Raw genomic sequence first — 12,994 nt, 5'->3', positions numbered from 1 at the left:
CCAGAGCGCTTGGGGCGGTCGCGGCTGAAGCCGCTCCTACAGACAAAGAGACTCTTTCTACCCGATCTTCCCTGGTCGCGGGGACGTTCGGGTTTCATTCGTTATGGAGACGAAGCCATGTCCGTTGAACTGAAACTCGGTGCCGAGCCGCGCACGGACGCAGGGAAAGGTGCGAGCCGCCGCCTGCGTCAGCAGAAGAAGGTGCCGGCCATTGTCTATGGCGCAGGCAAGGACCCGGAGCAGATCCAGGTCAGTGTCTTCGAGCTGTCAAAGCTCATGGAGCGGGAGGCGTTCTTCTCGCAGATCGTCAGCCTGGACGTTGGCGGCAAGAAGCAGCAGACGGTGCTCAAGGACCTGCAGCGCCATCCCTTCAAGGATCTGGTGATGCACATGGATTTCCTGCGCATCAAGGCCGACGAGAAGCTGACCACCAACATCCCCGTCCACTTCCTCAACGAGGAGGAGTGCAAGGGTGTCAAGGCCGGTGGTGTCGTCCACAAGGACCTCATCGAGGTGGGCATCAGCTGCCTGCCCAAGGACCTGCCGGAGTATCTGGAGGTCGACCTGGCCGACCTCGACGTCGGCGATTCCGTCCATCTGTCCGAGCTCAAAGTGCCCGAGGGCGTGGAGCTGGAGGCGTTCGCCCACGGCGGCGACATGCATGACCACGACCACGCCGTTGTCAGCATCGCGCAGCCGCGTGCCGCCAAGCTCGAGGAAGAGGAAGCCGCCGAGGAAGAGGCCGCTGCCGAGGAGGCCGCCGGCGACACCGGTGCCGAGGACGAATCCGGGGCCGACGAGGGCGGCGACGCCGAAGGCGACGAAGACAAGGAATGACCGGGCGGCGGACGGCGGGTGGGCGCCATGACGAATGAGCATGCGCCCATCCGGCTCATCGTCGGGCTGGGCAACCCCGGGGACAAGTACGCGGGGACGCGCCACAATGCCGGCTACTGGTTCGTGGACGAGCTGGCTCGCCGGCACGGCACGTCGCTGCGCGCGGATGCCCGCTCCCGGGGCGAGGCGGCCCGTCTGGAGACCGCCGGCGGCCCCGTTCACGTGCTCAAGCCGTCGACCTACATGAACCGCAGCGGCCAGTCCATCGGCCCGGTCGCCGGGTTCTACAAGATCCCGGCCGAGAGCGTCCTGGTCGCCCACGACGAGCTCGACCTGCCCCCGGGCACGGTACGGGTCAAGCGCGGGGGCGGTCACGGCGGCCACAACGGCCTGCGGGATACCGTCCAGGCGCTCGGGTCCCGGGATTTCTACCGCCTGCGGCTGGGCATCGGCCATCCGGGGCACTCCGACGACGTGGTGCCCTACGTCCTGAGCCGCCCGTCGCCGGACGATCGCCGGGCCATCGAGGACGCCGTCGACCGGGCCGTGGAGGCCATGACCCTGATCCTGGACGGCCAGATGGACAAGGCCATGCAGCAGCTCCACACCCGCTAGGGAGATGCTGAACCGTTTGCGCGCCTTTTCCCGGGCAGCGCGGGCGCAGCCGGGTCGCGAGGCGCCGCACAGCGGTTCGCGAAAACGACTCAGTGCTTAGTTAGGTGAAAGCCTCGCTGTGGGAGCGGCTTCAGCCGCGACTTCCCAGAGCACAATCAACGCCACCAACCGCGGACAACGCACCATGGGCTTCAAATGCGGCATTGTCGGCCTTCCCAACGTGGGCAAGTCGACGCTCTTCAACGCGCTCACGCGCAACGAGATCCCGGCGGAGAACTACCCGTTCTGCACCATCGACCCCAACGTCGGCATCGTGCCGGTGCCGGATCCGCGGCTCGACCAGCTCGCGGCCATCGCCCGGCCGGAGAAGGTGATTCCCACGACCATGGAGTTCGTGGACATCGCCGGCCTGGTGGCGGGTGCGTCCAAGGGCGAGGGGCTGGGCAACCAGTTCCTGGCCAATATCCGCGAGACCGACGCCATCGTCCACGTGGTGCGCTGCTTCGAGGATGACGACGTCCACCACGTTTCCGGCCGGGTGGATCCGGTGGACGACGCGGAGATCATCAATACCGAGCTGGTGCTGGCGGATCTCGAAAGCGTGGAGAAGGCGCTGCAGAAGGTGGAGCGTCAGGCCAAGTCCAACGACAAGGAGGCGGTGCGCCGCCGCGACGTACTGCGTCGGCTGCGCGATCACCTGGGCGAGGGCGAGCCCGCCCGCCTGCTGGATCTGGGCGACGACGAGCAGGCCCTGGTGAAGGAGTTCCATCTACTCACCGCCAAGCCGGTGCTGTACGTGGCCAACGTCACCGAGAGTGGTTTCGAGAACAATCCCGACCTGGATCGCGTCCGGGCCATGGCCGAGCGCGAGCAGGCCGGGGTGGTGGTCCTGTGCGCCGCCATCGAGGCGGAGCTGTCGGTGCTGGACGAGGCGGAGCGCGACGAGTTCCTGGCCGAGTACGGCCTGGAAGAGCCCGGGCTGAACGTGCTGATCCGTGCCGGCTACGACCTGCTCGGCCTGCGCACGTACTTCACCGCCGGCCCCAAGGAAGTGCGGGCCTGGACCATCCGCAAGGGCGATACCGCGCCCCAGGCGGCGGGCCGCATCCACACGGACTTCGAGCGGGGCTTCATCCGCGCCGAGGTCATCAGCTTCGCCGACTACGTCGCCTGCCAGGGCGAGACCGGCGCCAAGAATGCCGGCAAGATGCGCCTGGAAGGCAAGGAATATGTCGTCCAGGAAGGCGACGTCGTTCACTACCGCTTCAACGTCTGAGCCGCGGCGCGGCCGGTAGCCGTCCGAAGGCCGTAGGAGCGGCTTCAGCCGCGACGTTCCAGAGAATATTCCTGTGCCCCGGGCAGTCGGGGCCGAAGCCCCTCCCACAAGGCTTTCGCGCGGGCGCCATGCCGGCACATGTAGGAGCGGCTTCAGCCGCGACCTTCCAGAGCATCTCCCCCGCCCGCGGCTTGACACCTCGCCCCATCGGTTGGACAATCCCGCTTCCCGCAAGGACCCGTGGCTACGTAGCTCAGTTGGTCAGAGCATCGCACTCATAATGCGAGGGTCGGTGGTTCAAATCCACCCGTAGCCACCATTTCTCTCCTTCCCCTCCCGGTTGAAGCGGCCAGATGCCCCGACGTAACCTGCACGGGCATGAGCCGACGGAATGTCGCCGTCCGCGCCGCGAGAAAACCAGAAGGGGAGAAGGCCATGCCCGTACGTTTCCCGTATCTCCGTCTCGTCAGTGCCGGCGTCCTGATGCTCCTGGCGTGTTCCGTCGCGGCAGCACAGACGCCCTTCGGGCATCCCGCGTGGCAACTTGGCGGCCAGGGGGAGACCGTCACGTTCCCCAGCGGCAACCCGGCGGTCCTGGACGAGCTGGTGGCGGACGAGGTGGAGCAGGACCAGCAGCTGGCGGCGCGGCTGTATCTGCCGCAAGGGCAAGGGCCGCACCCGGTGGTGGTTTTCATGCCCGGCAGCGGAGGCGTGCGCCCGGACGCGGATCCCCAGCAGGCAAGCCTCCTGCTCGACGCCGGGATCGGCGCCCTGGTGGTGGACCCGTTCACGCCCCGGGGCGTGGAGGACACGATAAGCGACCAGACGAAGATCTCCTGGGCGACTTCTGTCTATGACGCCTTCGCCGCGTACCAGTTCCTTGAAGAGCATGACGCGGTGGATGGTGACCGTATCGGCGTGATCGGATTCAGCCGGGGCGGCTACGTGGCCGTCCAGGCGGCCATGCGCCAGCTGGCGGATCCGCTACTGGGCGAGGACACCGGCTTCGCCGCGGCCTACGGCGCCTACCCCTGGTGCGGAGCGCAGTTCCGCCGGCCGGAGGTGGGCGATACGCAGGTCCGCATTGCCATCGGGGACCAGGACAACTGGGTGTCCCCGATCAAGTGCCAGGCGTGGGAGCAGGCCATCGGCCTGCTCAACGAAGGTCAGTCGTCGCTGTGGCTTGTTCCCGGTGCCCACCACGCCTTCGACCGGGGACAGGTGGACGTCCAGGAAGTGCCCGCCGCCACCAAGGCGACCCGGTTCCCCATCTGGTACATCAACGGCCAGGCGGAGTTCCGTGATTACCGCGACGGCGACTACGAGGGCAGCGTGAGCGACCGGGACCGCATGCGCCAGGTCATGGAATCCGGCCTCGCCGAGCGGGGGGCGTCGTTCGGCTCCACGCCGGAGCTGGCACGCAGGTTCCGCGAGGACATGGTCGGGTTCTTCAGCGAGACGTTGCAGTAGCAATCGCCCCGGGCGTACCGGGGGGGCGCAACGACACCCGAAGGCGCGTCCGCTAGAATAACGCCACGAACACCGAGGCAGGAGCAACCATGTACGAGTTCGTGCAGTACACCACGGCCGACGTGATGATCCGGAATCCGGTAACGGTCGGCCCGTGGGCGACGCTGGCGGACGCCCAGGCGCTGTTCGAGGAGCACGGGTTCAACGGCATGCCGGTGGTGGACGACGAAGGCCGCCTGGCCGGCTTCGTCACCAAGATGGACATCCTCCGCGCCTTCACCCTGCGGCCGGAACACATCGTGCCCCCGTACAGCGAGATCATGCAGGAGCCGGTGAGTAAGGTGATGACCCGTGAGCCGATCACCGTACCGCCGGACCAGCCGCTGACACGCGTGCTGCAGCGACTGGTGGAAATGGGGGTGAAGAGTTTGCCGGTCATGGACGGAGATTGGTTGGCTGGCATTGTAGCCCGCGAGGATCTTCTCGACGCATTGCGTCGCGCAACTGGATGAATAGGTAGCATAAACTCATGGACAGGTGAGGTCGTGCCAAGGCGAATAAAAGTTTCGAGCTATGGGGGACTACGGCGAGCCGGTGTGTAGTCCCTCCTGCCGCCTCCTTTTCTGAATTTAAGGAATGATTTGGTGATACGAGATCTACAGAATCAGCACGTCGGCTTTGTTGTCTCTGCCGGCCGTACAGGAACTGCGTTCTGCGGACAAAAGATGAGCGAGATATTCCCTGGATCCGCTGCATTTCATGAGCCTGACGGAATCCATAGAGGGCGTGTTGTATCTGACGCGTTTCGTGTTATTTCTGAATTTGGAATCTATAGAGGTCTACTTGGGAAGATTATCTCTCGAACCGGCGTTAGAAATATAAATAATAGATACCTTGCCGGTCGATTGAGCGATGAAGAGGCCGCCGAACAGATTGCCAAAAACAGAACCAAGTTCTACAGAAAAGTCAGTCGCGATCTAATTATTGAATCAAACTATGCTTTATACGGATTGCTCCCTGTTATTGAAAAGGTTTTTCTCCACTACAATGTTGCCGCTATAGTCAGGGAGCCTGAATCATGGATTCGTTCGTACTGGAAAAGAGGCGATAGATACGGAAAGAAAGATTATTTGCAAAAACTTAATATGCGAATATCTCCAGAAATGATTGGAGACAAGAAGACCGCAATCCGGTGGGGACGTATGCATCCTATAGAACGGATAGCGTGGTTTTGGCATATTGTATACACAAGGATAAAAGAAACGGAAGATGATAACAAGAGAGTAAGGGTATTTCGATTTGAAGATATTTTCAATGAGAATGGAGATTCAACTGAATTCGTTCGCCTCGCAGAGTTTTTGGGGGCGTTCGATGACCGGAAGTTCAGCACCGCATTCTCCCCTGATATTTTGTCCGAAAAGCTAAATTCCTCCCCAGACACTAGTGTAACTGAAGAAGAAGAAAAACGAATAAAGGATGCGGCTAGCACTTGGTGCTATCCTTTCGCTGAGCGCTGGGGGTATAGGTTATAGGATCGGTGAGATTTTTTATTATCGTCTAATTATCACAGAAAGTATAATTTGATTATTTAAGGTTCTTTCCTTAATCTTTTTCCGTATAACGACATATGTATTAAGGCAATGCAGGCCGCTACTAAAATGCTGGCTACACGCACGAGTGCCAAGATCAAGAACGCTTCCTGCGCCGAGTTCGAGGTTAGGGGAGCTGTAAACATTGCAATAAGCTCGCTAACACCTATGCCTGAAGGGGCGATTCCTACTAATGATCCAACCACGCTAGAAATCAATATACAGACGACGGTCCACGTATCAGTGGCTGCTCCTAAGGCGAGTGATGAAAAGAGAATGCGATAAAAATACAGAAGGAAAAAAATTATCTCAAGAAAAATAAGATATAGAAAAGATGAGTTAGGGTTTTTTTTCTTTACAAACAGGAACGATAAAAGTAACAGAAATAGAGACAAAAAAACAAATATAAAACCTATTGGTTGCGAGTCGAGGATAAAAAATCCTGACCCTGCAACCGCTATAATCAACGCAGATCTGGTCAATAGATTAATTAAAGAGCCAGAGAGAGCTCCCGAGAATGGCTTCCCTTTTTCCTTCATCCCTACAGTACGCACAACGATGCGCCCGGCAGGTAGGATACTGGCCAGAATGCTGTATGCCGTAACTATGACGCTACGGTTCAGGCTCATTTTGTAGCCAATGACGAGGGCTGTATACCGTAGCCGGACAGCTGCAGCGATGATCCCGGCAGGAGTCCAAGCGATAACTAGAAGGAGGGCCGTGAACCAATTGACTCTGTATAATATTGCTGGAGACGAAGCAATGGAAAAGTATAAACCTCCTATGAAAAGAAGAATGCTAAGGAGGTAAAAAAATGATTTTAGAGTTCTTTTTGATTTCACATTCGCTTGCTTATGGGATATCCAGTTCTCAATTCTATCAGTGCATATGTCGATTATTCTTGAGAAATGACTTAAGATATTCACGAGATAATTCCAGATCTAGTTGTTAAACCGGCGGCGTCCTTTATGATGGAAGTATAACGGTTGGCGACGGCGGGCCAATCGTACACGGTGCGAGAAAACGCAAGGCCGGCTTCGCTGAAACGGTGTCGCCGAATCGAGTCGGACAGCAGTTCAAGGATAGCCTTGCTTAGGGCGTCGGGGTTGCCTGGAGGAACGAGGGAGGCGCGTTCGCGAGAAAGGACGTCCCGTACCGCCGGGAGATCTGAGGCGACTACTGGACAACCGCAACCGAGTGCTTCTACCAGTACCAAGCCGAGGCCTTCTTGATCGCCCCCGTGCGCAACTACGAATGGCGCGATCAACGCAGTTGATTTCTGGTAAAGTCCGGGTAAGTCGTCGTGGTTGATCATGCCGAGAAATTCCGTATGAGAGGCCACTCCGAGTTTACCGGCGAGTTTGCGGAGTTCCGGCGCAAGCGGACCATCGCCTGCGATTTTGAGGTTGATATCGGGATAGTGGGCCAGTACGGAGGGAAAAGCTTGGAGAAGCACAGCTAACCCCTTTTTTTCAACTAAGCGACCGACAAAAAGAAGTTGATTAACCTCCCGATCCAATGGGCGATTGGGTGGAGTGAATCTGTGCGTCAAGTCTACACCCATGGGTGCGACCTTTATGGGGGGGAAATCGTGTCTATTCCCGTAACAGGAAATTATATCGTCGCGCATCGCATTGCTAACCACAGCAAGAGCTTGTAGCTTCTTTATTATCCACTTTCTTATTTCTTGCCACGGCCAGCCGCGAAGGGCATATAGATCCCCCCCATGGGAGGTACATACCAGCGGAGTTTGTTTGGAGGCAAGCCGCAACGCGAGTAGCGCGACAAGGGCCTGAGGTATAAGCCAGTGACAATGGATTACCGCGTAGCGGCCAGTGCGGACGTGACGAGCGACAGTTATTAGTTGTGCGAGGAGAAATAGTGGCAAAAGAAGATAGCAAGCTGGATTTGCTCGCAATTTTGCTATGATGCCGCCGTTCGCCGTCGCGAGAGTCTCGTAACGGTTAATAAAATATCGGTAGCGTACGACGTTAAGGCCATCCATTTCTTCTCTATGTTTAGCCTTTGGGGCACTTGGGGCGATAACAGTGATAGAAAAATGGTCAAGAAGCTGCGTGCACAGCTGATAGACAAATCCCGGCTCGGAATCTCCATGCCATCGAGGGAAGGTCGACGTTACGACAAGGAGTTGGGGTTTGTCATTGTGAGCGTGTTTTTTATGATGGTTAGAAATCATATTGAGCTTCTTTGTATGCTGAATTAATTATCTTTCTCAAAATTGCGATAGTGCAAAGAAGAAACTTGTTCCGAGACTATTCCAATCAAGAATGTTGTCATCGAAGTAATAAAAAGAAGTGCGCTCATATTAGTGAAGCGATGCGCAGTTATGAAGGTGTATCCATAGTAAAGAAGACCGACAGAAAAGAAGAAGAAGCTCACCGGAAGAAATAGTCTCATAGGTGAGTAAAGTGCACCGACCTTAAGGACGATTATAAAGAAGCGCATTCCATCTTTAACGACTCTAATACTGCTTTTGCTACCCTGGCGAGAGGCTGCCTTGATTGGAACATAAGCGACGGGGTACCCGGATCGAAAGAAAGCCATTGTTGAAGTGGTCGGGTAGGAAAAGCCATTTGGTAAAAGGTAAAGGAACTGTTTGAATTTTCGCAGCCTTACAGCTCGGAAACCGGAAGTTAGATCCTGAATGTTGTGGCCAGTCATGAATGACGCTAGACGGTTGTAGAATCCGTTTCCGAGGCGTCTAAGCCAGGAAGTATGTGTGTTGGAAATTCTGGCTCCTACAACCATGTCGTAACCTTGGTCCAATTTCGCGAGTAAAGCGGAAATATCAGCAGGATCATGCTGCCCGTCGCTATCCATGAAAACCGCGATCTCTCCGGTGGCAGAGCGCGCTCCTTGCTTTACGGCGGCGCCGTTACCTAAACTTTGAGGATGCTGAATCACGTGCGCACCGCCGCTTTTTGCAATCGTGGCGGTACTATCCGTGGAGCCGTCATCGACAACAATGATTTCTGCCGTTGGAAAAAGGTTCTGGAGCTTCGGTAATACCTCGGCTAGGCCATCTTTTTCATTTTTCGCTGGTAATATGATGCTGAGTGACATGACTGGTCCTCTCCATGCGCACGTGATGCCTTGGTACCGTAACGAAAACTACCCGTTATCTGTTGTCCGCTGGCTATGAAGTCGATATCGCGTTTGCTCCGCTTGCGAGAGTATTTCTTGCCAAACGGCATTTGTAGACGCGGTAGTGCGGGCTAAATGCTGGAGTTCTGCGACAAGCTCATCTGCAAGCGTTGATTGTTCCGCACTACGGACCATCGTGATCGCCCAACGGGCGGTCTCGGGGTCCGGTTGTAGTCGTAACGCGTGAAGTAGGTGCTTAGCGGCTATGGCTGACTGGTTGGCGAGGCGAGCGGTGCGGGCACGTACAGTATGTAAACTCGCTTCGGCAGTAGCCGATGCGCGCACGGCGTGATTCCGCAACAGTTCGTCTGCCAGCCGGCTGATATCCGCCGCAGCCAACGCTGTGCACCGCCCGGCCTCGATATCGTCGATCAGGCCATTTAAGAGATTTGCGGTAAATCCCGGTTTCCCGGCGAACGTTGCTCGCTGCGCCTGTCGCAGGATTCTCTGGTGTCTTTCCTGAGTTTCCTGTTCTCGGTCAAGGGAACATGAGATTTCAAGTGCCTGTAACGGCAATATGATGCGGCTAGGGGTCTGTTCGGAGGTCTTGTCGAGAACCCGTAGAGCTACTGGAGCGGCATTCTCCTGCAGGTGGTATCGCGCAAGAAACTGGGCGGCGCGCTCGGACCCGGGGGCTCGTGCCCACCAGAGTTCGGCCGCGATGCGCGGATTGCCCCAGAGACTTGTTACCTGCAGTAGGGAGAATGCAAGCACCGCGATATACGAGACTACGCCGGAAAGGACAAGCCGGCGTTTAGATCCTTGAGGAACTTGGACAGCGAGGGCTATGGCAATAGCAGGGCCGACAGACGGGAGGTAGTTGCGATGTTCGTAGTAGAGTTCCAGTGGCAGCCAAGTAGATTCAATGATATGGCCGGCCAAGAACCACAGGATAGCCATGGACAAGACCGAATAGCGATGGGCTAACGCGAGCGCCGCAAGGCCTACTACACCCCAGGTAAGGAGTGCTAGGGCGGCGATCCACTGAGGGAGGCCGCCGTACAGGGGATAATTATCATGAAACGGTCCGATGGTCGGACTATACGGCAAGAGTAATTGACGCAGATAGTCAAACAGTATAACACCTTGGCTAAGTAGGCGCTCTCCAAGATCGAATGCGCGTGCCTCAAAACCGGCCTCGTCTATACCGGTGAGGAAACGATAAGCAAGGTAAGCCAGCAAGGCTACAACCGGCATACCGATAACTACCGATCGCCAGAGTCGGTAGTGCGAAGGTTGCTGAAGATTCGACAATACCGTGCGATCAAGGGTGAGCACGATGAGGCCGTAAACCGCCGCATTTTCCTTGGCGAGTATGCCCATGATCATGGCTACCGTCGCGCCGCCGGTCATGAAGACGACGCTATAGGCCGGCCGCTCAACGGTTCGTGTCCTGCCGTAGCAGTGCATTACTAGCCCCGCGAGGACCAACATGGCGGACAGCGTCGTCATACGCTGCACTACGAAGAGCGTACTGGATGCTAATAAAGGCAGGCACAGCCATATCGATGCCGCGATGATGAACGGGGTAAAGGACGTGGCAGCGCCGCCCGTATTTCTTGGAGAGTGACGCGCCAACATGGCTGCGAGCAGTCCTACCAGAAAGCCGTTGCACAGGTGGATGCCAAGGTTTAGTACCAGAAACGGACGAGGGTTGTCCGGCCAAGCATCAACATGTAGTAAGAATGACGCCAGTGCAATCGGGCGCCCGGTTGGTCCGGCCTCTCCGGATAGCATGAAGGTGATGGCTGAACGAAGGTCCGATACTGTTGAAAGCCCTTCAAGGTTCGGAGCGTCGTCGAAGAGGAAGGCACCGTTAAGTCCAGGCCAATATATCGCGACAATTCCCGCAATGAGTGCGAGCCCTAGAACGAAGCGCGTGAGCAGTGACATGTTTGCTCTGAAGGTCATAACCCGGCTTGGTCTCCGTGCCGAGCAGTCTCGGACGTCTTTACTGGGAGGTATCCTGAGTGGGCCTCTCCACGCCTATCGCCGACTCCTTGTGTTACATCCTCTTCACGAGCTGTCTCGCGTTGGCTATGAGTTGACAGAGTTCAGCGTTGTATTGCCATGGTGCCAAGGAACAAAGCGGGTCAAGGATCTCGATGACGGTCCTTACCCATTCGGGGCGCTGGTGCTCTTCCGCGAGACGCAAGGCATGCTCGGCGGTGTTCACGGTCGCATTCTTCCGCAGTGCGGTGAACAGATGCTCCATGGCGCGGTCCCCTTTATCCCTGCTATACGCCACTCGAGCGAGAATGATGTGCACGTTCGCCGCAGCAGTATCACTAGCCTGTATCGAGGAATTGGCCAGATACTGTTTCGCAAGTGAGCGAATATCCAGCGGCGTGAGACTGCCGCATCTATTGGACTGAACGTCGCTGAACAGTTCGCTTAGCGTCTTGGTGTCACCCGACGGATTGTGATTAATAAATACCGATGTTGCCGCTTTCCCACGGATTTCCTCAAAGCGTCGACGAGTCTCTGAGTCGCGCCCAAGCTCACATGTAATCCTCAGTGCGCGTAAAGGGAGCGTCATCTGGTTGGGTTGTCGTTGCGCTGATTCGTCGAGCACATGGATGGCGGCTAGCGGATTCTGCTCCCGCTGGTGGTACTGTGCCAAGTGTTGCGCTGCCCGTGCCGAGGAGGGATTACGATCCCACCATAGCTCCGCGGCGATGCGTGGTGTCCCCCACAATGTAGTAACTTGGACTAAAGAAAGTCCGAGCACAACGGCGTATCCTACTACGCCTACGATTGCCAGGTTCCTTTTGAGGCCCTGAAGACGGCCTATGGCGAACAAGAAGGCGATAATAATTCCGACGGACGGCAAGTAATTGCGGTGTTCATAGTAGAGTTCCAAGGGAATCCAAGTGGACTCCAGCAAATGCGCGCCAAGGAACCAGAGTATTGCGAACGACGGTACCGGCCATCGAGGCCCTGCGACAACAGCACCTACTGCTGCCGCGAACCAGGCAATCGTAACCAAGGCAGCCGCCATGACGGGCAGGCCACCGAATAGCGGATAGCCGTCCCCGAAGGGCGTGAAGGACGCGCTGTTCGGTAATAGCATCAGGCGTAGATAATCAAATAGGACCACGCCTTGCGTGAACATCCGCTCTAAGAGCGTGAAATGCCGTATGTCATAGCCTCCTCCGTCTACGAGTCGATACAGCATGTACAAGGCGATCATCACTGTGGGTGTAATCGCGAAGATATAGCGCCACCAACGATAGGCGTCGGGCATTATCCGGTGACTGAACAAGGTGCGGTCGAGAACCAGGACGAGCAGAGGGAAGACGGCCGCGTTTTCCTTGGTGAATACGCCAAGTCCCAATCCAATACATGTTCCCAGAGACATCAAGCCAAGCCCGGTGGACGGCCGGTCTTCCACCAAGCGCCTTCCGGTCACGTGCAGGCACAGTCCCGACAGTACCCAGAATGCGGCCAGTGTCGTCATTCGTTGGACAATGAAGAGATTGCTCGAGGCAAGGAGGGGAAGGCACAGCCAGATCGCTGCAGCACCTACCGCAATCCAGTAACTCTTCCGCACGTCCCTAGTTTGTCCCGACGCCCGTAAGAGCAAATACGCCAAGGATCCTACGGCCACGCCATTCAGCAGGTGCAGCAGGACATTCGCGAGGAGGAAGGGCCGAGCATTGTCTGGCCATGCATCCGCCTGCGGAACAAAGCTTGCGAGAGCGATTGGCCGACCTAGAGGGCCAGCTTGGCCTGAGAAAATGAATTCGGCAATAGAGATAGAGGAGCCGATTTCCTCAAGTGCACGAAGATTAATATTGTCGTCAAACTGGAACCCTGAAGCGAGGCCGGGCAGGTACAGGGCGTAGACACACAAGAGCACACAGATCGGTATCAGGACTGATACGGCGTATAGAAAAATCCGTTTTGTTGGACGCATCAGCCGGTTTCCGTGATTCTGTTGCAGTTAGCTATTTTCTACCTCTAGCAGAAAGTGAAGAGGTATTTTATGCGGCAAAGATGGTGATCCCAAAAGGGTTCGTACCCTTTATGGGACGAAAAG

At 56.9% G+C, this 12,994-nt stretch carries 11 protein-coding genes and 1 tRNA gene; 7 read left to right on the top strand and 5 right to left on the bottom strand.

Features of this window, described 5'->3' with window-relative positions; all coding sequences use genetic code 11:
* Positions 1-117 precede the first annotated feature (117 nt).
* From QWY84_RS00170 to QWY84_RS00140, 7 genes are all read left to right on the top strand, one after another.
* Positions 118-837 carry a 50S ribosomal protein L25/general stress protein Ctc gene (locus QWY84_RS00170; RefSeq protein WP_290200353.1) on the top strand — a complete coding sequence of 240 codons (720 nt, stop codon included), beginning with the start codon at positions 118-120 and terminating at the stop codon, positions 835-837.
* A gap of 27 nt (positions 838-864) precedes the next feature.
* Positions 865-1,452 (top strand): aminoacyl-tRNA hydrolase, encoded by a 588-nt coding sequence (gene pth / locus QWY84_RS00165; protein ID WP_290200352.1) that lies wholly within the window; start codon positions 865-867, stop codon positions 1,450-1,452.
* Between the two features lie 184 nt (positions 1,453-1,636).
* A complete protein-coding gene (ychF, locus tag QWY84_RS00160; protein ID WP_290200351.1) occupies positions 1,637-2,728 on the top strand; it encodes a redox-regulated ATPase YchF in 1,092 nt (363 codons plus the stop codon).
* 242 nt (positions 2,729-2,970) lie between these two features.
* Positions 2,971-3,047 (top strand) — tRNA-Met (locus QWY84_RS00155).
* Positions 3,048-3,163: 116 nt separating this feature from the next.
* The gene (locus QWY84_RS00150) at positions 3,164-4,198 is read left to right on the top strand and encodes a dienelactone hydrolase family protein (RefSeq protein WP_290200350.1); all 1,035 of its coding nucleotides are present in this window, start codon (positions 3,164-3,166) and stop codon (positions 4,196-4,198) included.
* A gap of 89 nt (positions 4,199-4,287) precedes the next feature.
* Complete coding sequence (locus tag QWY84_RS00145; RefSeq protein ID WP_290200349.1) at positions 4,288-4,710, top strand: CBS domain-containing protein; 423 nt, start codon at positions 4,288-4,290, stop codon at positions 4,708-4,710.
* Positions 4,711-4,923: 213 nt separating this feature from the next.
* Positions 4,924-5,730: a hypothetical protein gene (locus QWY84_RS00140; protein ID WP_290200348.1), complete on the top strand. Its 807-nt coding sequence runs from the start codon at positions 4,924-4,926 to the stop codon at positions 5,728-5,730.
* Between the two features lie 56 nt (positions 5,731-5,786).
* Here QWY84_RS00140 and QWY84_RS00135 read toward each other — a convergent pair whose 3' ends face one another.
* The 5 genes from QWY84_RS00135 to QWY84_RS00115 all read right to left on the bottom strand — a co-directional run bounded on the left by QWY84_RS00135 (position 5,787) and on the right by QWY84_RS00115 (position 12,871).
* Entirely contained in the window at positions 5,787-6,416 is a 630-nt protein-coding gene (locus QWY84_RS00135) for a hypothetical protein (RefSeq protein ID WP_290200347.1), read from the bottom strand.
* 293 nt (positions 6,417-6,709) lie between these two features.
* Positions 6,710-7,984 carry a glycosyltransferase family 4 protein gene (locus QWY84_RS00130; RefSeq protein ID WP_290200346.1) on the bottom strand — a complete coding sequence of 425 codons (1,275 nt, stop codon included), beginning with the start codon at positions 7,982-7,984 and terminating at the stop codon, positions 6,710-6,712.
* Between the two features lie 23 nt (positions 7,985-8,007).
* Positions 8,008-8,871, bottom strand: a complete 864-nt coding sequence (locus QWY84_RS00125) for a glycosyltransferase family 2 protein (RefSeq protein WP_290200345.1) — start codon at positions 8,869-8,871, stop codon at positions 8,008-8,010.
* A 48-nt stretch (positions 8,872-8,919) separates the two neighbouring features.
* Complete coding sequence (locus tag QWY84_RS00120; protein WP_290200344.1) at positions 8,920-10,863, bottom strand: hypothetical protein; 1,944 nt, start codon at positions 10,861-10,863, stop codon at positions 8,920-8,922.
* Positions 10,864-10,957: 94 nt separating this feature from the next.
* Entirely contained in the window at positions 10,958-12,871 is a 1,914-nt protein-coding gene (locus tag QWY84_RS00115; protein ID WP_290200343.1) for a hypothetical protein, read from the bottom strand.
* Between the last annotated feature and the right edge of the window lie 123 nt (positions 12,872-12,994).

Source organism: Aquisalimonas lutea (assembly GCF_030409225.1).
Taxonomy (GTDB): domain Bacteria; phylum Pseudomonadota; class Gammaproteobacteria; order Nitrococcales; family Aquisalimonadaceae; genus Aquisalimonas; species Aquisalimonas lutea.
The sequence above is the reverse complement of the archived record's forward strand: the minus strand, read 5'-3'. Positions and strand labels throughout refer to the sequence as shown.